This window comes from Luteimonas deserti, assembly GCF_013425765.1.
In the GTDB taxonomy this organism is placed as follows: Bacteria; Pseudomonadota; Gammaproteobacteria; order Xanthomonadales; family Xanthomonadaceae; genus Luteimonas; species Luteimonas deserti.
Genome location: NZ_JACCJZ010000013.1, coordinates 36,102 through 59,491, shown reverse-complemented (window position 1 = coordinate 59,491; position 23,390 = coordinate 36,102). Strand labels below are relative to the sequence as shown.

The 23,390-nt window shown below is 69.2% G+C and carries 27 protein-coding genes, 1 tRNA gene and 1 pseudogene; 8 read left to right on the top strand and 21 right to left on the bottom strand.

Translation table 11 applies throughout. The features are described 5' to 3' along the window. Positions 1-6 precede the first annotated feature (6 nt). The 3 genes from H0E82_RS05615 to H0E82_RS05605 all read right to left on the bottom strand — a co-directional run bounded on the left by H0E82_RS05615 (position 7) and on the right by H0E82_RS05605 (position 1,579). The gene (locus tag H0E82_RS05615) at positions 7-225 is read right to left on the bottom strand and encodes an HP1242/YdcH family protein (protein WP_180544793.1); all 219 of its coding nucleotides are present in this window, start codon (positions 223-225) and stop codon (positions 7-9) included. Positions 226-616: 391 nt separating this feature from the next. Beyond that, positions 617-1,195, bottom strand: a complete 579-nt coding sequence (locus H0E82_RS05610) for a hypothetical protein (protein WP_180544466.1) — start codon at positions 1,193-1,195, stop codon at positions 617-619. Between the two features lie 3 nt (positions 1,196-1,198). Continuing rightward, complete coding sequence (locus H0E82_RS05605; protein ID WP_235974191.1) at positions 1,199-1,579, bottom strand: DUF4398 domain-containing protein; 381 nt, start codon at positions 1,577-1,579, stop codon at positions 1,199-1,201. Between the two features lie 93 nt (positions 1,580-1,672). Between H0E82_RS05605 and H0E82_RS05600 the strand changes: the two genes are divergently transcribed. Continuing rightward, positions 1,673-2,791, top strand: a complete 1,119-nt coding sequence (locus tag H0E82_RS05600) for a PilT/PilU family type 4a pilus ATPase (protein ID WP_180544465.1) — start codon at positions 1,673-1,675, stop codon at positions 2,789-2,791. A gap of 13 nt (positions 2,792-2,804) precedes the next feature. Here the strand turns inward: H0E82_RS05600 and maiA are convergent, their stop codons facing one another. The 6 genes from maiA to rplM all read right to left on the bottom strand — a co-directional run bounded on the left by maiA (position 2,805) and on the right by rplM (position 6,360). Continuing rightward, positions 2,805-3,461, bottom strand: a complete 657-nt coding sequence (gene maiA / locus H0E82_RS05595; protein ID WP_180544464.1) for a maleylacetoacetate isomerase — start codon at positions 3,459-3,461, stop codon at positions 2,805-2,807. Positions 3,462-3,465: 4 nt separating this feature from the next. Then, positions 3,466-4,458, bottom strand: a complete 993-nt coding sequence (locus H0E82_RS05590) for a fumarylacetoacetate hydrolase family protein (protein WP_180544463.1) — start codon at positions 4,456-4,458, stop codon at positions 3,466-3,468. A 75-nt stretch (positions 4,459-4,533) separates the two neighbouring features. Then, positions 4,534-5,268 carry a 2OG-Fe dioxygenase family protein gene (locus tag H0E82_RS05585; protein ID WP_180544462.1) on the bottom strand — a complete coding sequence of 245 codons (735 nt, stop codon included), beginning with the start codon at positions 5,266-5,268 and terminating at the stop codon, positions 4,534-4,536. A 103-nt stretch (positions 5,269-5,371) separates the two neighbouring features. Beyond that, positions 5,372-5,446 (bottom strand) — tRNA-Gln (locus tag H0E82_RS05580). Positions 5,447-5,535: 89 nt separating this feature from the next. Further along, complete coding sequence (gene rpsI / locus H0E82_RS05575) at positions 5,536-5,928, bottom strand: 30S ribosomal protein S9 (protein ID WP_180544461.1); 393 nt, start codon at positions 5,926-5,928, stop codon at positions 5,536-5,538. A gap of 3 nt (positions 5,929-5,931) precedes the next feature. Continuing rightward, positions 5,932-6,360 carry a 50S ribosomal protein L13 gene (gene rplM / locus H0E82_RS05570; protein ID WP_180544460.1) on the bottom strand — a complete coding sequence of 143 codons (429 nt, stop codon included), beginning with the start codon at positions 6,358-6,360 and terminating at the stop codon, positions 5,932-5,934. A gap of 240 nt (positions 6,361-6,600) precedes the next feature. Here rplM and coq7 point away from each other — a divergent pair, with 240 nt between their 5' ends. After that, positions 6,601-7,248, top strand: coding sequence for a 2-polyprenyl-3-methyl-6-methoxy-1,4-benzoquinone monooxygenase (gene coq7 / locus H0E82_RS05565; protein WP_180544459.1), 648 nt, complete (start codon positions 6,601-6,603; stop codon positions 7,246-7,248). 131 nt (positions 7,249-7,379) lie between these two features. Here coq7 and speD read toward each other — a convergent pair whose 3' ends face one another. Further along, entirely contained in the window at positions 7,380-8,171 is a 792-nt protein-coding gene (gene speD / locus H0E82_RS05560) for an adenosylmethionine decarboxylase (protein WP_180544458.1), read from the bottom strand. A gap of 146 nt (positions 8,172-8,317) precedes the next feature. Between speD and crp the strand changes: the two genes are divergently transcribed. The 3 genes from crp to H0E82_RS05545 all read left to right on the top strand — a co-directional run bounded on the left by crp (position 8,318) and on the right by H0E82_RS05545 (position 10,388). Then, positions 8,318-8,998, top strand: a complete 681-nt coding sequence (crp, locus tag H0E82_RS05555; protein ID WP_180544457.1) for a cAMP-activated global transcriptional regulator CRP — start codon at positions 8,318-8,320, stop codon at positions 8,996-8,998. Positions 8,999-9,009: 11 nt separating this feature from the next. Continuing rightward, positions 9,010-9,483: a GNAT family N-acetyltransferase gene (locus H0E82_RS05550; RefSeq protein ID WP_180544456.1), complete on the top strand. Its 474-nt coding sequence runs from the start codon at positions 9,010-9,012 to the stop codon at positions 9,481-9,483. Positions 9,484-9,635: 152 nt separating this feature from the next. Continuing rightward, a complete protein-coding gene (locus H0E82_RS05545; RefSeq protein ID WP_180544455.1) occupies positions 9,636-10,388 on the top strand; it encodes a sulfite exporter TauE/SafE family protein in 753 nt (250 codons plus the stop codon). On the opposite strand, the gene H0E82_RS05540 is transcribed toward H0E82_RS05545, so the two are convergent. From H0E82_RS05540 to H0E82_RS05495, 10 genes and pseudogenes are all read right to left on the bottom strand, one after another. Continuing rightward, complete coding sequence (locus H0E82_RS05540; protein ID WP_235974212.1) at positions 10,371-11,099, bottom strand: haloacid dehalogenase-like hydrolase; 729 nt, start codon at positions 11,097-11,099, stop codon at positions 10,371-10,373. The genes H0E82_RS05545 and H0E82_RS05540 overlap by 18 nt on opposite strands. A 159-nt stretch (positions 11,100-11,258) precedes the next feature. After that, positions 11,259-12,041, bottom strand: a pseudogene (trpC, locus tag H0E82_RS05535) (indole-3-glycerol phosphate synthase TrpC); the annotation flags it as partial. Positions 12,042-12,123: 82 nt separating this feature from the next. Continuing rightward, positions 12,124-12,501 (bottom strand): antibiotic biosynthesis monooxygenase family protein, encoded by a 378-nt coding sequence (locus tag H0E82_RS05530; protein WP_180544454.1) that lies wholly within the window; start codon positions 12,499-12,501, stop codon positions 12,124-12,126. A gap of 105 nt (positions 12,502-12,606) precedes the next feature. Further along, positions 12,607-13,641, bottom strand: a complete 1,035-nt coding sequence (gene trpD, locus H0E82_RS05525) for an anthranilate phosphoribosyltransferase (RefSeq protein WP_180544453.1) — start codon at positions 13,639-13,641, stop codon at positions 12,607-12,609. 180 nt (positions 13,642-13,821) lie between these two features. Next, a complete protein-coding gene (locus tag H0E82_RS05520) occupies positions 13,822-14,433 on the bottom strand; it encodes an anthranilate synthase component II (protein WP_180544452.1) in 612 nt (203 codons plus the stop codon). Positions 14,434-14,436: 3 nt separating this feature from the next. Beyond that, positions 14,437-15,195 carry an SIMPL domain-containing protein gene (locus H0E82_RS05515; protein ID WP_235974189.1) on the bottom strand — a complete coding sequence of 253 codons (759 nt, stop codon included), beginning with the start codon at positions 15,193-15,195 and terminating at the stop codon, positions 14,437-14,439. Positions 15,196-15,277: 82 nt separating this feature from the next. After that, entirely contained in the window at positions 15,278-16,762 is a 1,485-nt protein-coding gene (gene trpE / locus H0E82_RS05510; RefSeq protein WP_180544450.1) for an anthranilate synthase component I, read from the bottom strand. 111 nt (positions 16,763-16,873) lie between these two features. Continuing rightward, positions 16,874-17,848 carry a lipid kinase YegS gene (yegS, locus tag H0E82_RS05505; RefSeq protein ID WP_180544449.1) on the bottom strand — a complete coding sequence of 325 codons (975 nt, stop codon included), beginning with the start codon at positions 17,846-17,848 and terminating at the stop codon, positions 16,874-16,876. Positions 17,849-18,049: 201 nt separating this feature from the next. Then, positions 18,050-18,745 carry a ribulose-phosphate 3-epimerase gene (rpe, locus tag H0E82_RS05500; protein ID WP_180544448.1) on the bottom strand — a complete coding sequence of 232 codons (696 nt, stop codon included), beginning with the start codon at positions 18,743-18,745 and terminating at the stop codon, positions 18,050-18,052. Between the two features lie 156 nt (positions 18,746-18,901). Beyond that, the gene (locus H0E82_RS05495) at positions 18,902-19,246 is read right to left on the bottom strand and encodes a J domain-containing protein (RefSeq protein WP_180544447.1); all 345 of its coding nucleotides are present in this window, start codon (positions 19,244-19,246) and stop codon (positions 18,902-18,904) included. A 108-nt stretch (positions 19,247-19,354) separates the two neighbouring features. Between H0E82_RS05495 and H0E82_RS05490 the strand changes: the two genes are divergently transcribed. The 3 genes from H0E82_RS05490 (at position 19,355) to H0E82_RS05480 (ending at position 22,420) form a co-directional block, all read left to right on the top strand. Then, positions 19,355-20,251: a phosphoribosylaminoimidazolesuccinocarboxamide synthase gene (locus tag H0E82_RS05490; RefSeq protein ID WP_180544446.1), complete on the top strand. Its 897-nt coding sequence runs from the start codon at positions 19,355-19,357 to the stop codon at positions 20,249-20,251. A 701-nt stretch (positions 20,252-20,952) separates the two neighbouring features. Further along, positions 20,953-21,429, top strand: a complete 477-nt coding sequence (locus H0E82_RS05485; protein ID WP_180544445.1) for an Mpo1 family 2-hydroxy fatty acid dioxygenase — start codon at positions 20,953-20,955, stop codon at positions 21,427-21,429. A gap of 97 nt (positions 21,430-21,526) precedes the next feature. Then, a complete protein-coding gene (locus H0E82_RS05480) occupies positions 21,527-22,420 on the top strand; it encodes a DMT family transporter (RefSeq protein WP_180544444.1) in 894 nt (297 codons plus the stop codon). 19 nt (positions 22,421-22,439) lie between these two features. On the opposite strand, the gene H0E82_RS05475 is transcribed toward H0E82_RS05480, so the two are convergent. Further along, the gene (locus H0E82_RS05475) at positions 22,440-23,306 is read right to left on the bottom strand and encodes an SDR family oxidoreductase (protein ID WP_180544443.1); all 867 of its coding nucleotides are present in this window, start codon (positions 23,304-23,306) and stop codon (positions 22,440-22,442) included. Positions 23,307-23,390: the final 84 nt, after the last annotated feature.

Genomic DNA, 23,390 nt, shown 5'->3' with positions numbered 1-23,390 from the left:
TGGGAACTAGTGCTGCAAAGCGTCGTACATCGAGGTCAGGCGGTCCTTCGCGTGGAGCTTTTCGCGCTTCATCTGCGACAGCGTGGTCTCGTCGACCGGCAGGACGCCGAGTTCGGCGTTCAGCACTTTGCGATCAAGCTCCTTGTGCCGGTAGTACAGCTGCCGGAACTCGACGTTGTCCTTCATGAGCTCTTCGAGTTCTGTCTGCGACTGCGCTTCGAACATGAAATCCTCCTGACAGGAATGCGAACGCCCCAGCCGGCGACGGCAGGGGCGCATGGGGTCACGCCTCCAGGGCAGCACGAACATTCCGCACCCGCCACTGCCGCGCGAGACGCGGACATCGGCACACTGGCGGCGAAACGTTTCGGGCATCGGGCCTGGCTCCTTGGCCGGGGGCAGAGGGAGTCGCCACCCGGAGACCCGACCCTACTCCCAGGCCCCGGGACCGGCAAGCCTCTTCAGGAATGTAAGGCTCCGGGTCAGGCCGTCTGGCCCTCCAAGGCGCCGATCCGGACAGCATGCAAGCCCATCGCGACGCGGAACCGATGACCGCGCGCGCACAAGTGCCTGATTGCAAATGGATTCAGGCAGGTGAGGCCGATGCGCCGGTCGATCAGGGTTCAAGGCTGCGCAGCAGTTCCGCTTCACGACGCTTGAGTTCGGCCTCACGCTGCCGGGCAGCCCGGAGCTTGGCCGCTTCCCCACTCGCCACCCCCTGCAGCACCGTCTCGGCCTGCTCGCGGGCAGCGCCCGCCTCTTCCGCCGCGAGACGCAGACGCGCAGCCTCTTCGGCCTGGATCTGGGCCTGGATGCGCAGGCGCTCGGCCTCCCGGCGTGCGCGCACCGCGTCCTGGCGGCTGGCTTCCACCAGCAGCTGGCTGCGCTGGCGCTCGAGTTCGACCAGCTCCCGCCGGCCGCGCTCGGTGCGCGCCGCGAGTTCGGCCGTCTCCACGCGCCACTGGGCGATCTGCAGCGCCGACGCGCGCTGGCTGCTGCGGGCACCGGCCAGAGCCGTGAGGGCCTGCCGGGCCTGCAGACGCTCGTAGGCGGCGGCACCGGCCGTTTCCGGATCGGCGTCGATGGCCTGCAGCCGCTGCTGGAGAAGCGCGACCTCGCCGGCGGGATCGGCCTGCGCATGGACCGCAGGCGTAGCGAGGAACATCAGGAGCAACAGGCTCGTCGACAGGCGCATCGGTCAATCCTCGGTCTGCAGACGCTGACGCAGGGTGGTGATTTCGGCCCGGCGTGACGCGAGCTCGGCATCCGTCGCGGCCTGCAAGGAGCGTGCATGGGCGAGATCGGCCAGGGCGCTCGCCGACAGCGCGAGCGTGCGTGCCTCGCTTTCGCGCTGGCTGCCCATCGCGGCCTGCGCCTGCTCGAGCGCCCGGCGTGCCTGCCCGATGTCGGCGGGGGCGTACTGGTCCGCATCGGCGTCGCCGGCACGCGCGACCGACAGCCGCGCCGCGGCGAGTTCCTCGGTCGGTGGCGGCGTGCTCGCGCAGCCTGTGAGGGCCATCACGAGTGCCAACGAAGCGGCCTGCAGCAGCAGCCGGATGTATGCGAAGCTTGTGTTCATCGAGCCACCGGGACGGGGTGTGTCAACCGGAGGCATTGTCGTCAGCAGCACCGGGATACGCAATGTGGCCCGGGCGATATTGGGGATTCGTACATGGATATCGGCTATTTCCTGAAGCTGATGACGGAAAAGAACGCGTCGGACATGTTCCTGAGCACGGGCGCGCCGGTCTACATCAAGGTCGAGGGGCGCCTGTATCCACTGGGCAGCACCGGTCTTCCGACGGGGATGGTCAAGAAGATCGCCTACTCGCTGATGGACGAAAGCCAGATCCAGCAGTTCGAGCGCGACATGGAAATGAACATGGCCTACTCGCTGCAGGACGCCGGACGCTTCCGCGTCAACGTCTTCAAGCAGCGCGGCGAGGTCGGCATGGTGGTGCGCGCGATCCGCAGCAACATCCCGAGCATCGCGGAGCTGCAGCTCCCCGACGTGCTCAAGGACATCATCATGGCGCCGCGTGGCCTGGTGCTGATCGTCGGCTCGACCGGCTCGGGCAAGTCGACCACGCTGGCCTCGATGATCGATCACCGCAACTCCAGCACGTCCGGGCACATCCTCACGATCGAGGACCCGATCGAGTACCTGCACCGGCACAAGCGTTCGCTGGTCAACCAGCGCGAGGTCGGCCTGGACACCCAGACCTTCCACAACGCGCTGAAGAACGCGATGCGCGAGGCGCCGGACGTGATCCTGATCGGCGAAATCCTTGACGCCACGACGATGGAGGCGGCCATCTCCTTCGCCGAGACCGGCCACATCTGCCTGGCCACCCTGCATTCCAATAACGCCGACCAGACGATCGAGCGCATCCTCAACTTCTTCCCCGAGGCCGCGCACAAGAACGTGCTGATGAACCTGGCGCTCAATCTGCGCGCGGTGGTGTCGCAGCGCCTGGTCCAGGGAATCGACGGCCGCCGTCTGCCGGCGACCGAGGTTCTGCTCAATACGCCGATGATCCGTGACCTGCTGCGGCGCGGCCAGGTGCACGAGATCAAGCAGGCGATGGAGGAATCGCTGGAAGAAGGCATGGAGAGCTTCGACCAGTGCCTGTTCCGGCTGTACAAGGAAGGCCGCATCGAGCGCGAGACCGCGCTGCGCGCGGCCGATTCCCGCGACGGCCTGGATCTCAAGTTCCGCCTGTCCGAAGGCGGCATGGGTGCGCACGACCCGTACGCGGACGTATTCGCAGCGGGCGCCCAGCACAGCTGAGCGCCCCGTGCGCTCAGGGCGCGTCCGGCTGGGTCTCGGGCCGCGCCGCTTCGAACGCCGGCAACGCCAGGCAGGCCGCCTCGACGGCCCGCAGCGCCGGATACGGTGTCAGGTCCACACCGAAGCGACGGGCGTTGTAGAGCTGCGGTACCAGTGCGCAGTCGGCCAGCGTGGGCGCATCGCCGATGCAGTACGGTCCGACATGCGCGTGACCGCCGAGCAGCGCCTCGAATGCGGCGAGTCCCTCGTCGATCCAATGTGCGACCCAGCGTTCGCGTTCCGGCTGCGCGATCGTCCAGTCGCGCTCGAGGAACTGCAGCACGCGCAGGTTCCCCAGCGGATGGACGTCGCAGGCGATCAGCTGGGCGAGCGCCCGGACCCGCTGCCGGCCGAGCGGGTCGCGCGGCAGCAATGGGTGCGCGGGCCAGGTCTCGTCGAGGTACTCGATGATCGACAGTGACTGCGAGAGGACCACGTCGCCGTGCTGCAGGGTGGGCACGAGCCGTTGCGGGTTGCGTGCGGCGAACGTCGGGCTCCGTTGCTGGCCCCCGTCCTGCAGCAGATGCACCGGCACGCTCTCGAACGGCAGACCCTTCAGATGCAGGGCGATGCGCACCCGGTAGGCGGCGCTGGAGCGCCAGTAGGTGTGCAGGACCAGGGTAGCCGCCACTTGCTTACTCCGGCCGCGCCTGGCGCTCGATCACCTGCTCGATCGCGCCGAAGATGCTGTTGCCGGCGTCGTCGAGCATTTCGATGCGCACGGTGTCGCCGAACGCCATGAACGGGGTCTTCGGCGCGCCGTGCTCCAGTGCTTCGACCGTGCGCCGCTCGGCGAAGCACGAGGCCCCCTTCGACGTGTCCTGGTTCGCGATGGTGCCCGACCCGACGATCGTGCCGGCCACCAGCGGCCGCGTGCGCGCGGCGTGCGCGACCAGCTGGGCGAAGTCGAACTGCATGTCGACACCCGCCTCGGGCGCGCCGAACCATTCGCCGTTGACGTGGGTCACCAGCGGCCGGTGCAGCTTGTTGTCGCGCCACGCGTCGCCGAGCTCGTCAGGGGTCACGAACACCGGGCTGAGCGCCGAGCGCGGCTTCGACTGCAGGAAGCCGAATCCCTTGGCGAGTTCGCCCGGGATGAGGTTGCGCAAGGAGACGTCGTTGACCAGTCCGACCAACTGGATGTGCGCCGCCGCCTGCTCGGGCGTGACCGCCATCGGCACGTCGTCGGTGATGACGACGATCTCGGCCTCGAGGTCGATGCCGTCGTCCTCGCTGACCACCTTGACCGTGTCGCGCGGGCCGTAGAAGCCGGCGCTGGTGGCCTGATACATGAGCGGATCGGTGTAGAAGCTTTCGGGCACCTCCGCGCCACGCGCGCGACGCACGCGCTCGACATGCGGGAGATAGGCGCTGCCGTCGACAAACTCGTAGGCGCGCGGCAAGGGCGCGGCGAGCTTGCCCGGTTCGAGATCGAACACGCCGTCGGCATCACCGGCATCGAGCGATTCGGACAGCGCGTTGAGCCGCGGCGCGGTGTTCGCCCAGTCGTCGAGCGCCTGCTGCAGGGTTGCGGCGATACCGGTGGCGCGCACCGCGCGTGTCAGGTCGCGCGAGACGACGATCAGGCTGCCGTCACGACCGCCCTCCTTCAGTGAACCCAGCTTCATCGGCAACTCCGGTGGACGTCGGTGATCTGTTGCGATTGTAACCAACGACTGCGCAGGCTTGCGCGAGAGAGGAATTCAGTCCTCGCCCTGGAACGCGCCCGCGCGGTACGTGAGCACCAGCGTATCGCGGTGCCCCGCCGCGTCTTCTGGCTGGATCGGCGTGGATTCGTGGATCACCCGGGCGTCGTCGAGCAACAGCGCGGACCAGGGCTCGGTCAAGGTGAAGCGCTGGCCGCGCGGACCGTCCGCCTCGAACACCCGGGTTTCGCCGCCCTTGATTCCGCAGCGTCCGACGAGCAGCACCGCGACGAAATCCACACCGTCGCGATGCGCCCCTTCCGGCGTAGGCCGGCCGATGCCGTCGGTGGTGTCGATGCGGAACTGGTGGGCCTCGATGTGCCAGGGCCCCCGCGCATGCACCGCGGCGAACACGGTGCCGAGCCCGGTCAGCAGGTCGCGCCAGGCGGCGCTGGCGGTGATATGGGCCTGCATCGGGTCGAACCAACGGTGCATGCCGCCGTGCAGGGCGTTGTAGTCCTCCGACTGCCAGTGCGCGCGATGCGGCACCGGAACCAGGGCACTGCCGTCCTGCACGAAACACGCGTGCCGGCGACGGCGGTATCGTCCGCCGTCGCGGAGATACGCATCGGGCGGGAGCGTCTCCCAGTCCGGCAGCCAGGCGTCGAGCGCCTCGCGGTCGAGTCCGCAGGTGGTCAGCAGATCCGGGGCCGCGACGACGGCGTAACCGCCGGTGCGCAGCTCGGACACGAGCGCATCGGCGGTGGAATAAGGCGGCGGGTAGGCGTTCATCGCTGGATTCTAGGGCCGGGCGTCGGCGTGCGCGCGCCTGCCGACAGGGCACGCGCCACGGATACGAAAAAGCCCGCCTGACGGCGGGCTTCTTCGTTGGATATGGCAGCCCCGGAAGGATTCGAACCTCCGAATGCCTGAGTCAGAGTCAGGTGCCTTACCGCTTGGCGACGGGGCTATGGTGCGTATTCTAACGCCGAACCTGCGCAATGCCGCAAGCCTCGGCGCCGTGGGTGCCGCGCATGCGCACGGCACCACCGGCTGCGATCAACGCTTGGAGAACTGCGTCGCGCGACGTGCCTTGTGCAGGCCGACCTTCTTGCGCTCGACCTCGCGGGCGTCGCGGGTCATGAAGCCCGCCTTGCGCAGCTCGGTCTTCAGGGTTTCGTCGTACTCGACCAGCGCGCGGGCGATGCCCAGACGGATCGCACCGGCCTGGCCGGTGGTGCCGCCGCCGCTCGCGGTCACGACGATGTCGAAGGTCTCGGTGTTCTGGGTCAGCTCGAGCGGCTGGCGCACGATCATGCGCGCGGTCTCGCGGCCGAAAAACTCGTCCAGCGGACGGTCGTTGACGGTGATCTTGCCGCTGCCCTTGCGCAGGAACACGCGGGCGACGGAGGACTTGCGACGGCCGGTGCCGTAATTCTGGGAAATTGCCATGACTTAGAGTTCCAGGGGCTGCGGCTGCTGGGCGGCGTGCGGGTGCTCGGCACCCTTGTAGACCTTGAGCTTGCGGTACATGGCACGGCCGAGCGTGTTCTTCGGCAGCATGCCCTTGACGGCGATCTCGATCACGCGCTCGGGGTGACGCTCCAGTGCCTGGCCCAGGGTCTCGGTCTTGAGGTTGCCGATGTAGCCCGTGAACCGGTGGTAGAGCTTGTCCGTCATCTTCTTGCCGGTCACGGCGATCTTCTCGGCATTGACCACGATGATGTAGTCGCCGGTGTCGACGTGCGGGGTGTAGACGGGCTTGTGCTTGCCACGCAGGCGGTGGGCGATTTCCGCGCTCAGGCGGCCCAGCGTCTTGTCGGTGGCGTCGACGAGATACCAGTCGCGCTGGACGGTCTCGGACTTGGCGGTGAAAGTCTTCATGACGAATTGGTACTCGGTCGGTGACTGGTCGGGCTGGTTGCGCCGTTTGCGGCGGAACGTCGCCTCGCGTTGTAAAGCGTGCAGCAAAGAGGCGGAATGATAGCGGCCCGCCCGGCGCGGCGCAAGCTGGGGCCCGCTGCAGGTCGAGCCCGGCGCGCCGGGCGGGTGGCGCATGCCGCGCGGGGTGCCGACAATAGCGCAGTGCCGGGCGCCCTGCCCGGATCCGAGGAGTCCGCGACGATGGCCACCCCCCGGCCCCGCTTCAATCCGGTCGACCGGCTGCTGGTGGAAACCCAGCGCGCGCTCGACACGGTATTCGGAAACCCGCCCGCCACGCGCCCCAATCCTGCCGCCGCGACCCCGGACGTGATGCTCAACGCGGCCGAACGTCGCCATGCCGCCGGCCTGATGCGGATCAACCATGTCGGCGAGGTCTGTGCCCAGGGCTTGTACTTCGGCCAGGCCGCCGTTGCCCGCAAGGACGCCACCCGCGACCATCTGCTCCACGCCGCGCAGGAAGAGACCGACCACCTCGCCTGGTGCGCCGAGCGGCTGCGCGAGCTCGACAGCCGGCCGAGCCTGTTCAACCCGCTCTGGTACGGCGGCAGCTACACCCTCGGCGTGCTCGCCGGGCTGCGCGGCGACGGCTGGAACCTCGGCTTCGTGGTGGAGACCGAGCGCCAGGTGGAAGCGCATCTCGACGACCACCTGCAGACACTGCCCGAGGCCGACCAGCGCAGCCGCGACATCCTCCGGCAGATGAAGGAGGACGAGGCCCGCCACGCCGAGCAGGCGGAACAGGCAGGCGCGCGTGCCCTTCCGTGGCCGGTGCCCTCGCTGATGGCGACTGCGTCGAGCCTGATGAAGGCGGTGGCGTACAGGCTGTGAGCCGGGAGCGGCGCCGCCGCAGGCCACCGGCGCCGAGCCTCCCCCTCACGAGAAAGGCCCCGCATGGCGGGGCCTCTTCATGATCCGCGGTGACGGATCACCGGGGACCAGTGATCCGTCACGACACCGCCTCAATCGAGCAGGTTGCGCCCGTGGTACAGCTCCTCGATCTCGCGCTTGAGCCGGGCCTCGATCTTCATGCGCTCCTTGAACGAGAGGTTGCGCGCCTTCTCCTCGAACAGGTACTGGTCGAGGTCGAATTCCTTCAGATGCATCTTCGTGTGGAAGATGTTCTCCTGGTAGACGTTGACGTCGAGCGCGTCGTAACGCGACTTGATGTTCTTGGCCAGATAGTCCTGGATCGAGTTGATCTTGTGGTCGATGTAGTGCTTGGTGCCCTTGACGTCCCGGGTGAAGCCGCGCACGCGGTAATCCATCACCACGATGTCGGACTCGAGGCTCTCGATCAGGTAGTTCAGCGCCTTCAGCGGCGAGATCACGCCGCAGGTCGCCACGTCGATGTCGGCGCGGAAGGTCGCGATGCCGTTGTCGGGATGCGTTTCCGGATACGTGTGGACGGTGATGTGCGACTTGTCGAGATGCGCGACGACGGCGTCGGAGATCACGCCCTTCGCCTGCGACTTGTCGATCACCGGCTCCTCGGAAATGAGGATGGTCACCGACGCGCCCTGCGGCTCGTAGTCCTGGCGCGCGACGTTGAGGATGTTGGCGCCGATGATCTCGGCCACGTCCGTCAGGATCTGGGTCAACCGGTCGGCGTTGTACACCTCGTCGATGTACGCGATGTAGCGCTGCCGCTCGGCCTCGGACGAGGCGTAGCAGACATCGTAGATGTTGAAGGACAGAGCCTTGGTCAGGTTGTTGAAACCCTGGAGCTTCAGGCGCGGGAGCGGTTTGACCACAGCGGTCGACCCTCGGGGGTTGGGCGAAACCGCGATTATGCGGCAAAGCGCCTGCCGCCCGCGACCTTGCGGGTACGTCCGGTTTGCCCCCGGCGCGCGGACGGCCTACTCTTCGGCATCCCCTGTTCCAACGGCTCCATGACCCGATGCCCGTGGCCCTGATCAGTTCCCCTGTCCGTCCGCCGCATCCCATGTTGCCCTCCGCGGCGGCAATCGAGCGCTTTCTCGCCCACTGCCATCGCCGCCGGTATCCGCCGCGCAGCGAGGTGTTCCGCCCGGGCGACCCCGCCGGCACGCTGTATTTCGTGGTCAGCGGGTCGGTGAGCATCATCACCGAGGAGGACGACGGCCGCGAGCTGATCCTCGGGTATTTCGGGCCGGGCGAGATGGTCGGCGAGATGGGCTTGTTCATCGAGTCCGATGTGCGCGAAGTGATCCTGCGCACCCGCACCCAGTGCGAACTGGCCGAGATCAGCTACGAGCGCCTGTACCAGTTGTTCGAAGGCACGCTGGCCAACGACGCGACCTCGATCATGTACGCGATCGGGGCCCAGCTGTCGCGGCGCCTGCTCGACACCAGCCGCAAGGCCGGGCGCCTCGCCTTCCTCGATGTCACCGACCGCATCATCCGCACCCTGCACGACCTCACCCGCGAGCCGGAGGCGATGAGCCATCCGCAGGGCACCCAGTTGCGTATCTCGCGCCAGGAGCTCGCCCGGCTGGTGGGCTGCTCGCGTGAAATGGCCGGGCGCGTGCTGAAGAAGCTGCAGGCCGACGGCCAGTTGACCGCACGCGGCAAGACCGTCGTCCTGTTCGGCACGCGCTGAGCACCGGCACGATGAAGCCGGGGCACTTCGCACCGCGCGGTGACCTGCCGGACGCGGACCTGCGCAGCGCCTCGGTCATCGATGCCGACGACGTGGCGGCGCTGCTGTCCGAGCTGGGCTATCCCTGCACCGAGGCCGAAGCCCGCGAGCGGATCCGCGCGGTGACCGCGAACGACCGCCAGGCGCTGGTGCTCGCGCGCAGTGGCGGCCGTGTCTGCGGCCTCATCGCGCTGGACTTCATGTACTACCTGCCGCTGGGCACCACCACCTGCCGGATCACCGCGCTCGTGGTGTCGAGCACCGCCCAGGGGCATGGTCTCGGCCGCCAGTTGCTCAAGGAAGCCGAGCGCCGCGCGCGATTCGGCGGTGCCACCCGGCTGGAACTCAGCAGCGGCTCGCAACGCGCCGATGCGCATGCGTTCTACAAGGCCTGCGGCTTTTCGGACGGCACCCTGCGTTTCATCAAGCGCCTCGGCGACGCCTAGCCGCGTCACCCCGCCCGCCTCGCAGCGGTTCGGGCTGCGCCGGGAGCGGATGCGCCAGCGTCGGCGCGGCCGACGCTGTTCCGTATCGTCACATCTCCACAGCGTCCGGGCGGCTATCGCTACTCTCCTTCCCCTCCCCCAGGCCCGCTCCGATGGAACTCGGCGACCAATTCCTGTTCTTCGTCATGGTGGGCCTGGCCGCGCAACTCATCGACGGTGCGCTCGGCATGGCCTTCGGCCTGGTGTCGTCGTCGGTGCTGCTGAGCATGGGTGTGCCGCCGGCGGCGGTCAGCGCCAGCGTGCATACCGCCGAAGTCTTCACCACCGGCGCGTCCGGAGTGTCCCATCTGGTGATGCGCAACGTGGACCGGCGGTTGTTCCTGCGGCTCGCCGTGCCCGGCGTCGTCGGCGGCGTGATCGGCGCCTACGTGCTCACCCGGCTGCCGGGCGATGCGGTGCGCCCCTTCATCTACGCCTATCTGCTGGTGCTCTCGGCGATGATCCTGCTGCGCGCGGCCGGGCGCCTGGTGCCGCGGGGCGAAGTGCGCCGCGTGCCGGTGCTGGGATTCTTCGCCGGGCTGCTGGACGCCAGCGGGGGCGGCGGCTGGGGACCGGTCGCGACGTCGACGCTGCTCGCGCGGGGCGGCGCGGCGCGCACCACCATCGGGACGGTCAACGCCGCCGAGTTCCTGGTCACGCTGGCGATCTCGGTGACGTTCTTCCTGACCATGGGCCTGCAGCACCTGGACGTGATCCTGGGCCTGATGGTCGGCGGCATGATCGCCGCGCCGCTCGCGGCGCTGTTCGTGCGCCACGTGCGCGAGCGCTGGGTGCTGCTGGCCGTGGGCGTGCTGGTGATGGCGATCAGCCTCTACAACATCGGCCGCTCACTGCTGGGCGGGTAGCGCCGTCACCGGTGCACCGCCGCGGTCGGCGCAGCCCCAGTTGAGGATCGGCGTGCCGGAGGGCAGGACGCGCCGGAACATCTCCACACTGCCCCGCTTCGGGTTCACCACCACCGGGGATCGCGCCGCCTTCAGCAGCGGCAGATCGGCGGACGAGTCCGAATAGGCGATATCGATGTCCACGTAGCCGCGCTCGCGCAGCATGCGCATCTTCTCTTCGGCATGGCAGTGACGCTTGGCACTCACCGCACCGAACTTCGGTCCGACCGCGGTCCCGACCACGGGCACCGCCTCGTGCGCGACGAACGCGAGAATGGCGCGTGCGAGTTCCGGCGGCGCGCCGGTGGCGATCACCACCCGGTCGCCGGCTTCGCGGTGGGCATGCAGCACGTCCAGCGCCACCGGCAGCAGGCGCGGACGGATCACCTCGGCGTGCGTGGCCACGTACCGGTCGATCAGCGCATCGAGCGAGCCGCGGCTGTGCAGGCCGATCGTGCCGATCCAGACATAGGCCGAGATGCCGCGGCGGCGCGTGGGCAGGAACGCGATCATCGGTCCGCACAGCGGCGTCACCAGCAATGCCAGCACCCGGCGCCACCAGCTGCGCTTGATCAGCCAGGCGAACAGATGCGTGCCCGAGTCGCCGTCGTAGAGCGTGTGGTCGAAATCGAACACGACCGTCTTCGGAGTCGCCACCGCCGGCCGCAGCAGATGCGCGACGCCCGGCGTGGCCGCGTCGAAGCCGTTCTCGTCGGTCGACGCGGGCGAAGTGGCTTCGGACGCACTGGCGATCGCGATGGACGCGGGGTCCGGGGTCGCCGTATGCGAATGCCCGGCCAGTGCCGCCTCGACGCTGGCGGCAGGCATCGAGAACAGGCGTCGCAGCGCAGCGCCCGGATCGGGCTCGCGCATGAAGGCCTCGCCGACGAGAAACGCATCGATGCCCGCATCACGCATCCGCGCCACGTCGGCAACTGTGTGGATGCCGCTCTCGGTCACCAGGCGCCGGTCGCGCGGGACCGCGTCGCGCAGCGCCAGAGTGGTGTCCAGCGAGACCTCGAAGCTGCGCAGGCTGCGGTTGTTGATCCCCAGCAGCGGCGCGGGTACCTGCAGCGCCCGCTCGAGCTCGTCGATGTCGTGCACCTCCACCAGCACGTCCATGTCCAGCGACATCGCCTGTTCGGCCAGCTCCACGAGCTGGCGGTCGTCGAGCGCGGCGACGATCAGCAGGATGCAGTCCGCGCCGAGGGCACGGGCCTCGACCACCTGGTAGGGATCGATCGTGAAGTCCTTGCGCAGCACCGGCAACGCGCAGGCATCGCGCGCCTGCTGCAGGAAGGCATCGGCGCCCTGGAAGAAATCGATGTCGGTCAGCACCGAGAGACAGGCTGCGCCGCCCGCGGCGTAGCTGCGGGCGATCGACGCCGGTTCGAAGTCCGTGCGGATCACGCCCTTCGATGGGCTGGCCTTCTTGACCTCGGCGATCACCGCCGCCTCGCCGCCGGCGATCCGCGCCTCGATCGCCCGGGCGAAGCCGCGCACGGGCGGCGCATCGGCCGCACGCGCGACCAGCTCGGCGAACGGATGCGCGGCCCGGCGCGCGGCAACTTCTTCGTGTTTGCGCGCCAGGATGCGCTGCAGGACGTCATTCAAGATCGGCACCATGGGCCGGCGCGAAAAGCCGGTCGAAACGGCCGCTCACGATACCGCAGGCGGCGCCCGGCCGCCCCCGGGATCAGTCGGCGAAGGACATCGTCTGCGGGCGCGCGCGGCTGGCGCCCTCGTCTTCGCTCCAGCTGTAGGCACGCTCGACCCGTGCGATCTGCAGGCTGTAGCGCGCATACCAGGCACGCCGGTCGGCCTCGCGCACCACCTGCTCCTCGTCCTGCGCGCGCCAGGCGCGGATCGAGGCTTCGTCGGTCCAGTAACTCAGGGTCACGCCTTCGCCGTTCTCGGCGCGCAGCGTGTGCACGCCGAGGAAACCCGGCTGCCGGTGCGCCATCTCGAACATGCGCTCGCTGGCCTCGTCGTATCCCCCATCGTCGAGCCCGTTGCGGGTGCAGCGGAAAATCGCAACGTAGTACGGCGGCGCGGGTAGAACCGGATACGACATACAAGCGTGGACTGCGGGCGGGATCGGCAGCGCAACACCATGCCTTCGTGTCGGAAATCGCGCCAGCGCCCATTCATGGAACTGGAACCCGCGTCGCAGTCGGGCTCAGTCCCGGGCGTGGCTGGCCGCCACGAACGCGTCGAGCCGGCTCCGCGCGGCCCCGCTGTCGATCGCCGCGCGCGCGCGCTGCACGCCGTCCTCGATCGTCGTCGCCACGCCGGCCACGTACAGCGCGGCGCCGGCGTTGAGGCACACGATGTCCCGCGCGAGCCCGGCACGGCCGTCGATGGCCTCGAGCACCATCGCGCGCGACTCCGCGGCATTCTCGACCCGCAGGTTGCGGCTGGCGGCCATGGCGATGCCGAAGTCCTCCGGGTGGATCTCGTACTCGCGCACCTCGCCGTCGCGCAGCTCGCCGACCAGCGTGCCGGCCCCGAGCGAGATCTCGTCCATGCCGTCGCGCCCCCAGACCACCAGCGCGCGCTGCGCGCCCAGTTCGCGCAGCACGCGCACCTGGATGCCGACGAGGTCGGGGTGGAACACGCCCATCAGGATGTTCGGCGCGCCGGCGGGATTGGTCAGCGGGCCGAGGATGTTGAAGATCGTGCGCACGCCCATCTCGCTCCGGACGGGCGCCACCGCCTTCATGGCCGGATGGTGGACAGGCGCGAACATGAAGCCGATGCCGGTGTCGGCGATACAGCGCGCCACCGCACCGGGCTGCAGATCGATCCGCGCGCCGAGGGCTTCGAGCACGTCCGCGCTGCCCGACTTCGACGACACACTGCGGTTGCCGTGCTTGGCGACCTTCGCCCCGGCCGCGGCGACGACGAACATGCTCGCCGTCGAGATGTTGAAGGTGTGTGCGCCGTCACCGCCGGTGCCCACGATGTCGACCAGATGCGTGCGGTCCGCATCGGCGACCGGCACCGGCAGCGCGAACTCGCGCATCACCTGGGCCGCGCCGGCGATCTCGTCGACGGTCTCCTTCTTGACCCGCAGGCCGGACAGGATCGCCGCGGTCATCAGCGGCGAGACCTCGCCGCGCATGATCTGACGCATCAGGTCGACCATCTCGTCGCGGAAGATCTCGCGGTGCTCGATGGTGCGTTGCAGGGCTTCGTGGGGCGTGATCGGCATGGGGACAACTCGAGATGCGGGTTCGGGGTTCGGGTTTCGGCAGAAGCATCACGTCGTGGCCGCCATGACCGCGACCTGGGATTTTCGACCGCCGGACGGCGCGTCATCCCGGGGCGCCTGCTTCGAGCCGACCGTCGGGAGCGCGGCAGCCCGGCCGGGGACGCCAGCGGATTCCCGCTTTCACGACACTGGCGGGGATCCGGAGGCAGGGAGCTGCCCCTCCAGAAAGTTCTTCAGCAGCGCATGCCCGTGCTCCGTCAGGATCGACTCGGGATGGAACTGCACGCCTTCGACCGGATGCGTGCGATGGCGCAGGCCCATGATCTCCTCGATGGAGCCGTCCTCGTTCTCGGTCCACGCGGTCACTTCGAGGCAGTCCGGAAGCGACGCGCGTTCGACCACCAGCGAGTGGTAACGCGTCGCCTCGTAACCGTCCGGCAGGCCGGCGAACACGCCGCGGCCCGCGTGGCGGATCGCCGAGGTCTTGCCGTGCATGATCCGCTGCGCGCGGATCACCCGGCCGCCGTAGGCCTGGCCGATGCCCTGGTGGCCGAGGCACACGCCGAGGATCGGCGTCGTCGCGCCGAGGCGTTCGATCAGCTCAAGCGACACGCCCGCCTCGTTCGGCGTGCACGGCCCGGGCGAGATCACGATGCGCTCGGGTGCGAGCTTCGCGATCTCATCGACCGACAACGCGTCGTTGCGCTCCACACGGACCTCGGCGCCCAGCGCCTGCAGGTACTGCACGAGGTTCCAGGTGAAGCTGTCGTAGTTGTCGATCATCAACAGCATGGGTCAGTCCGCGAGCAGGAAGATGGCGTAGAGGTGTTCGGCGATCGTGATCGTGCCGACGGCGAGGCTTTCGGGCGTGATGCGGCTGCCGCTGACCTCGACGCGGTCCAGCGCATGAGCGCCGTCGAACACGACTGGAGGCTCCTGTGAGGGGGCGGATGCGTCGCGACCCCGCCGGGCTTGCGGCCACCGCCCTGCCTGGATGCCATAGGCAAAGCCGGGCGCCACATCCGACACGCTGTAGAGCGAGCCGAGGCGCGCGCCGTAGCTCGTCGCAAGAAGTGCCGCGGTTTCGCGCGTCTGACGCATGGCCTCGGCCTTCAACTCGGCACGCAGCGCGACCTCACCGGCGAAGCTCGGCGCGATACTGCCGAGTTGGACGGCCTCGCCCGCCGGAAGCGTCGCGAGGAATGTCCGCGTCGCTTCGGCATCCGCGAATGTCACGCGCAACTGGCGGGTGGCCCGGATCCCCTTGTAGACCCGTTCCTCGTTCTCGTAGGCGTGCTCCGGCGCGATCGAGAACGTGCTCGCATCGATCGATTCGGTAATCGCGCGGCCGGACTTCAACGTGGTCAGCAAGGCGCCGAGATTCGTCTGCACGCGCTCGCGCGCGAGCTCGGGCTGCTTGTCGATCGCACTCAGCGTGATCGCCACGGTGAAACGGTCCGGTACCACATCGCGCGTGGCCTCACCCTTGACCAGCAGGTGCGGCAGCGACGGCAAGGCGTTGACCTGCGCACTGGCCAACGGCGCGCACAGCATGAGCAACAGAGCCGCACATGCGCGGCGGAGACACCTTTTCATCGCCGTATTCCTGATCCGTGTTGAAACCCGATGGGGCCGCTCACAGGCCCTTCGCCGCCTGCGCGACCGCGCGGAACAGCGCGCGGCCCTTGTTCATGGTCTCGGCCCATTCCATCTCCGGATCCGAGTCGTAGACGATGCCGGCGCCGGCCTGCACGTAGAGGCGGCCGTCCTGGATGACCGCGGTGCGGATCGCGATCGCGGTGTCGGCATCGCCGTGCCAGCCGATGTAGCCGACGGCGCCCGAATAGACGTTGCGCTTGACCGGCTCGAGACTGCGGATGATCTCCAGCGCGCGCACTTTCGGCGCGCCGCTGACGGTGCCGGCCGGGAACGTCGCGCGCAGCACGTCGGTGTAGCTGAGGCCGTTCTTCAGCCGCCCGGTCACTTCGCTGACGATGTGCATGACGTGGCTGTAGCGCTCGATGACGAAGCGCTCGCCCAGTTCGACCGTGCCTGGTGCCGCCACGTGGCCGACATCGTTGCGGCCGAGGTCGATCAGCATCAGATGCTCGGCGCGCTCCTTGGGATCGGCCAGCAGTTCGGCTTCCAGCGCCTGGTCCTGGGCCGGCGTGGCGCCGCGCGGACGCGTGCCCGCGATCGGGCGGACCGTGACCTCGCCGCCCTGCAGGCGCACCAGGATCTCCGGCGAGCTGCCCACCACCTGGGTGCCGCCCACATCGAGGAAATACATGTACGGCGACGGATTCAGGGCACGCAGCGCGCGGTAGACGTCGACCGGACGCGCCTGGAACGGGACCGACATGCGCTGCGACAGCACGACCTGGAAGGCGTCGCCGGCCGCGATGAACGCCTTGGTCTTGGCCACCGCGTCGATGAAGCCCTCGCGGGTGAAACCGGACACGAAGTCCGATTCGTCCAGCGCGGCCGGCTGCAGCGTCTCGGGATACCCCGCCCCGCCCTGGCGCAGGCGGTGGGTCAGCGCATCCAGCCGGCGGTTGGCCCGTGCCCAGGCCTGCGCTTCGCGTGGATCGGCGTGCACCACCAGGTACAGCCGGCCCTTGAGATTGTCGAAGACCGCCACCTCGGTGCTGAGCATCAACAGGATGTCGGGGGTGCCCAGCTCGTCGCGCACGTCGGAGCGGGCGCCGGCGCGCAGTCGCGGCTCGATGTATTCCACGCACTCGAATCCGAACCAGCCGACCAGTCCGCCGGAAAACCCCGGGAGGCCGTCGATCCTCGGCACCGAATGGGCCTGGCGAAGCCGCTCGACCTCGGCGAAGGGATCCTCGATCTGGCGGATCTCGATCAGCTCGCCGTGCTCGCTCACGCGCAGCGTGTGGCCATGGAAGGCGTACACGCGCGCGGCCGGCAGCCCGATGATCGAGTACCGCCCGAAGCGTTCACCGCCTTCGACCGATTCGAACAGATAGGTATGCGGGCCGTCGGCGAGCTTGAGGTAGACCGAGAGCGGCGTATCGAGGTCGCTCAGGACCTCGCGGACCACGGGGACGAGGGTATGCCCCTCAGCGGCGGACTGCTGGAACCGGGAGTACGGGATCACGCGGCATTTCCTGGAAAGTCGGACGGACGGAAGCGACGGAGGCGATGCGCCACCATCGCCAGCCGGCGCCGACGAAGAGGAAATGCGGGGAAGCGGATGCGCGCATGGGCGCTACTGTAGCGACTCGCCGACGGCCGCGCGAGCATCCGAGGCACGGGTGCAGCCGAGCAGTGCGCTGTCGGGCGGCAGGTGCATGCGCAGGCGTCCGGCCACGCAACGAATCGCGAAACGGCTCGCCTCCAGCGGCTCGCCATCGAGGTTGAGCACCATCGGCGCGGCCGCCTCGATGACGACCTCGGGCAGTCGCGCACGGATGGCGACGAGATCCAGCGCCGCGACCTTGCCTTCGGTCAGCGCGGTGCGCAGCGTGGACACGAGTTCGCCTTCGAGTTCGGGCACGACCGTGAGATCGAGCTGCCCGTCGTCCACCAGGGCATCCGGACACAGGGCCTGTCCGCCGCCGGCCTGGCGCCCGTTGCCGACGCCCAGTGCGATGAACCCGCCCTCCCATGCCAGCCCGGGCCCGGAAACGCGGGCCTGGATCGGCTCGATCCGGCCGATGCGCGACAGACCGGTGATGAAGTAGGCCAGTCCGCCGAGGATTCTCTTCAGTCCTTCCCTGGTTTCCACGGTGACTTCGGTCCCGAACCCCCCCGACCCGAGATTCACGCACCAGCGCACGGCGTCGCCTGCGTCGACGCGCAGCACGTCGAGCGGCGCGGCCGGCACGTCGGCGATCAGCGCGAGCGCGTCGAGCGGCGTATCCGGCACGCCGGCAGCGGTGGCGAAGTCGTTGGCGGTGCCCAGTGGCAACAGGCCGAGCGCGGGCAACGCATCGCGATCGCGATCGCTGGCCGCGAGCACCGAGGCGACCGCGTTGAGCGTGCCGTCGCCGCCTCCGGCGACGAGTGTGCCGACACCGTCGTCGAGCGCCTCGGCGACATAGCGTTCGGCATCGCCGGCCTCCCAGGTCACCCGCACGTCCACCCGGAAGCCGCGTGCGCGAACGGCGGCGACCGCTTCGCGTACGGCCTCGTCTCCGGCCGATTTGCCATTGAGGATCAGGCGCCAGTGGTGGGCTGTCATGCGCGGGGCCGGGAGGACGTGCGCGGAGCGTAGCCGACCGGCGCGTGATCCGCCGTCACGGTCGTGCCGCCGCTGCGTCATCGGTCTGTCATCGACCGCATGGAGCATGGGAGGCCATTACAGGGACGACGGGCGGAGGCAGGATCAGCCTCCAATCTTCCGGGGCCGCGCCGCAGGGCGCGGCCCTTTTTTATGCAGGAATCACGCCTCTGCGGCGTGGTGTCCGCCGCGAACGCCGGCGATCGCCGTGCGCATGGCCTCGACGACGGCGCGATAGTCCGGCTGGCCGAAGATCGCCGAGCCCGCGACGAAGGTATCGGCACCGGCCGCGGCGATCGCGCCGATGTTGTCGGGCTTGACGCCGCCGTCCACCTGCAGGCGCACCGCACGGCCGCTCGCATCGATGCGCTCGCGCACCCGGCGCAACTTGTCCAGCGTGGACGGGATGAAGGCCTGGCCGCCGAAGCCGGGGTTCACCGACATCAGCAGCACCATGTCCAGGTCCTCGAGCACGTAGTCGAGCACGTCGACCGGCGTGGCCGGGTTGAGCACGAGGCCGGCCTGGCAGCCCTCGCCCCGGATCAGCTGGATCGTGCGGTGCACGTGCCGGCTGGCCTCGGGGTGGAAGCTGATCAGGGTGGCGCCGGCCCTGGCGAAGTCCGGCACCAGGCGATCGACCGGTTCGACCATCAGGTGCACGTCGATCGGCGCGGTGACCCCGTGCGTGCGGAGCGCCTCGCAGACCAGCGGCCCGATCGTCAGGTTCGGTACGTAATGGTTGTCCATCACGTCGAAATGCACCCAGTCGGCCCCGGCTGCGAGCACGGCGACGACCTCTTCGCCGAGCCGGGCGAAATTGGCGGACAGGATCGAGGGGGCGATGACGGCAGGCTGCATGGCGATTCCAGAAGGGGCGGGATGCGCCGCCGGGGCCGGCGCCTGGGCATTCTAAGGTGCGCGCCGGCGGCCTCGGCTCCGCGCGCCATCGCGACACCCGGAGTGCTTCCGCCCGTCCGTGCAGGCCGGCCGTCCCCGAGGGACGGCACCCGTGGCTCAGTCGCCGCGCTTGCGGCGGCCTTCCCGCTCGCGGCGGATGCGATCGTAGGCGGCATTGATTTCCGCGGCCCGGGCGTCGGCACGTGCGCGCAGTTCAGGCGCGGCGCCGGCGAGCCGGTCGGGGTGGTACTGCGAGATCAGCTTGCGGTAGGCCTGGTCGATCTCGGCCTGGTCGGCGTCGGGCGCCACGCCCAGCACCTGGTAGGCCTTGTGGCGCCGGGGCGCGAGCCAGCCGGCGTCGAAGGCATGGCCGATGGCCAGGCCGATGACGCCACCAGCGGGGTGCCGCAGCAGCAGCCAGCCCGCGATGAAGCCCAGCAGTTTTCCGTACCAGCGGTCCATGCGCGCAGTGTAGCCGGCGCGCCCGTGCGGCACAGCAGCGCCGGCCTGCACCTGCCCCGCGTTCGCACTACACTTGCCGGCCGCATGCGATCCACCCGGATGTCAACCGTGTCGACGACCCTGCTCGAAGCGAACCTGCCCGGCCTCCACCTGCGCCACCGCGGCAAGGTCCGCGACGTCTTCGAGCTCGGTGACGAGCGCCTGCTGATCGTGGCCACCGACCGCCTGAGCGCGTTCGACGTCGTACTGCCGGATCCGATCCCCGGCAAGGGCGAGATGCTCTGCCAGATCAGCAACTTCTGGTTCGACCGCACCGCCTCGCTGATGCCCAACCACCTGACCGGCATCGCGGTCGCCGACGTGCTGCCGACGGGCGCCGATCCGGCGCTGTACGCGCAGCGCGCGGTGGTGACGAAGAAGCTCAAGCCGGTGCCGGTCGAGGCGATCGCCCGCGGCTACCTGATCGGCAGCGGCTGGAAGGACTACCAGCGCACCGGCCGCGTCAGTGGCATCGCACTGCCCGGCGGCCTGCGGCAGGCCGAGCAGCTGCCGCAGCCGATCTTCACCCCGTCGACCAAGGCCGCTGTCGGCGACCACGACGAGAACATCGACTTCGACACGATGGTCCACAGCATCGGCGCCGATCTCGCCGAGCAGGTCCGCGACGCCACGCTGCGTCTGTACGCGTTCGCCGCGGCACATGCGGCCGAGCGCGGCATCATCCTGGCCGACACCAAGTTCGAGTTCGGCACCGACGCCGACGGCCGGCTCTACGTCATGGACGAGATGCTGACGCCGGACTCCTCGCGCTACTGGCCCGCCGACGAGTACGAGGTCGGCACCAGCCCGCCGAGCTACGACAAGCAGATCGTGCGCGATTACCTGGAAACGCTGGACTGGAACAAGACCGCGCCGGGCCCGGCGCTGCCGCCCGAGGTCATCGAGCGCACGCGTGCGCGGTATGCGGACGCCCTGCAGAAGCTGGCGGGAATTTCGGTCGACTGACCGCGCGCCTGCGGGACGTGTGCAGGACGGGTAACCGGTCCGAGCGAACGCCAACGCGGTGACCGACTGCGGCTGCAGAACACATGGCTTCATCAGGCCCCTGCGAATCGTCAGTGCCGGGCATTTGATGTTCCTGCGCAATGACGAGTCCGCACAGCCTGCAGACCCGGAGGGCGCCGGCCATGGATGGCCGGCGTTTCTCGACCGAGCCAGGATGGCGAGTCGAGAAATCCCGGAACGACTGACTCACCGGATTTGCTTCGTCGGGGAGGCCCTTTCTTTTGCTTACTTTTCTTTGGGCCAACAAAGAAAAGTGAGTCGCTCGCCGGCAGGCGAGTGAAAGCACTGCGCTTTGCTTGCTCCAAACGAAAGATCAAACGCTTTCGTCCGCTGGCGCGGCCGAGTTCATTTCTTTTGGTGGACCCCAAAAGAAACGGAACCAAAGAAAAACGTCTCCCCGACGAAGCTCACCCGGTGAGTCATTCGTTCCGGGATTTTCCGACTCGGCATCCTGCCTCGGTCGGAAAACGCCGGCCATCCATGGCCGGCGCCCTTCGGGTCTGCACACGTTGCAGTCCCTTCGCCATTCGCGAGAGCAAGAGCTGGAGCTGGAGCAGAAGCAGGGAGCCGACCAGCTGCAGCGCCGGCGGCGCATGTGCGCGTATCCTCGCCCTGGCACTGCTCACGCCCGGAGACCTGCGATGCACGCGACACCCGAACGCCCCATCGACCGCTGGTTCGCCAGCTATTCGGCGGACCACCGCAACCGGCAGAACCAGCGCATTCACCTGTTCGCGGTGCCGGCGATCCTGTGGACGGTGATCGCGCTGCTATGGTGCATTCCCGGTGGCACGATCTTCAAGCCGGGCATCTGGGCGGCACTGGCGATGTTCGTGGCATGGCGCTTCTACCACCGTGCGTCGCGGTCGCTGGGCTTCGGCATGCTCGCGGTCTTCCTGCTGCTCGGCGCGCTGACCTTCGCGCTGCACCAGTGGCTCGGCACACGCGACCTGCTGATCGCCGCGGTGGGCGTCTTCGTGCTGGCGTGGATCGCGCAGTTCGTCGGCCACAAGATCGAAGGCCAGAAGCCGAGCTTCCTGACCGACCTGGTGTATCTGTTGATCGGCCCGGCCTGGGTGCTGGCGAAGCTCTACCGGCGCCTGGGCTGGCGCTACTGAGTCAGCGCCTCCCGACCCCGCGCGGGTGCGTCGCGGCCGCCGGGTCGTCCAACCGCCGACGTGCCATGCTTGCGCGCCCCGCTTCCGGTCACCGCCCGTGTCGCCGCGCGACCTCGTCCTCCTCCTGCTGGTCTGCGTCGCCTGGGCGCTGAATTTCCTGGTCTCGGCGCATGCGTTGCGCGAGATCCCGCCATTCCTGTTCACCGCGGTGCGCTTCGCGTTGCTCGCGCTGCCGCTGCTGCTGGTGCTGCGCGCTCCGGCACCCGGGCAGTGGCCGCGGTTGCTGGGCGCCTGCCTGTGCATCGGCGTGCTGCATTTCGGCCTGAGCTTCCTCGCGTTGCACCTGTCGAGCGATCTCTCGTCGCCGGCGATCGTGATGCAGAGCTACATTCCGTTGACCGCCCTGCTGGCCTGGTGGGTCCTCGGCGAGCGCTTCGCCTGGCGCACCGGGCTGGCGATCGCGGTGAGTTTCGGTGGCGTGCTGGTGCTGGGCTTCGATCCCGTGGTCCTGGCCAATCCAGCGGCGCTGCTGGCCATGCTGGCCTCGGCGCTGATGCTGGCGGTCGGCACGGTGCTGATGAAGCCATTGCGCGGGGTGGATGTCTGGAACATGCAGGGCTGGACGGCGGTGGTGGCCGTGCTTCCGCTGCTGGGCCTGAGTCTGGTGTTCGAGCCGGGCGGCCTGGCGACACTGGGCCAGGCCGGCTGGATCGGCTGGGGGGGCGCGGCGTACGCGGCCTTCGTGTCCTCGCTGTTCGGACACGGCCTGTACTACCTGCTGGTGCAGCGCTATCCGGTGGCGATGCTCACGCCCTGGCTGCTGCTCGTGCCGGTGTTCGCGATCGCGCTCGGCATCGCGTTCTGGGGCGATCGCCCGGGCCCGCGGCTGTGGATCGGTGGCGCGATGGTGCTGGGTGGCGTGTTCGCCGTCGCGCTGCGCGCCCTGCGCAAGGCGCGCGTGCTGGTCGAGGAGCCGATGGCCGGCCCCTGAGCCGGCCCGGTCCGCGGCGCTAGCCCCCCGGAAACATCGCCGCCTCGGGGCGGAACGGTCCGGGCGCGTAGCCGAACGCGGCCTGCGCCGGCCCGGCGTCGAACACCAGGTCCTCGCGCATCCGCGCCACCGCGCCCGGCGGCAGCCCGCGCACTTGCCCGGCCGCGTGCGCGGCGCGCAGCGCCAGCGCGAACGCCGGGGCCGGCACGGTGAGCAGTTTCGGCCGCGGGGTGAGCACGGCCAGCGTCCGCGCCACCATCTCGCGATAGTCGAGCGTCTCGCCCCCCGGCAGCGCGAATACCTGTCCGATCGCCGCCGGGGCATCCACGGCGGCGAGCGCCGCGGCTGCGAGGTCGTCGGCATGCACCGGCTGGCGACGGCCGTGGGCGTCCGCAGGCAGGACGAAGACACCCAGCCTGCGCGCCAGCCCGACGATGCGCCCGAGATTGGCATCGCTGCCCCGGCCGTAGATCAGCGTAGGCCGCAGCAGCGTGGCCCCCGCGCCGTGCATCGCGGCCGCCGCGAACAGCCGCTCGCCGGCCTCGCGCAGGCGGCCTGCGAGCGCGCGCTCGCCCGGATCGGCGGCATCGACCTTGGTCGCATCGCTGGTCGAGCCGAACGCCACCACACGGGGCGCCGCGCACGGGGCGCCGGCATACCAGAGGGCGAACTGGTCCAGCGGACCGCAGCTGAAGATCGCATCGCAGCCCACCGGCAGCGGCGGCAGATGCCGGAAATCGCCACGGTGCCAGCGCAGGCCGGGCCCGGCCGGCCGCGCCTCGCGCGACAGGCCCTCGACCTGCCACCCGGCGGCCAGCAGGCGCCCGACCAGGGGCCGACCGATCGCGCCGCTGGCCCCGAACACGAGCGCGCGTCGACTCACCATGACCTCGCCGGATTCGGCGGGGCGAGCGGGCTGGAGGGGATGACGGGAACCATGGGACGTAGCATATCGGGCGGCATCGACGAT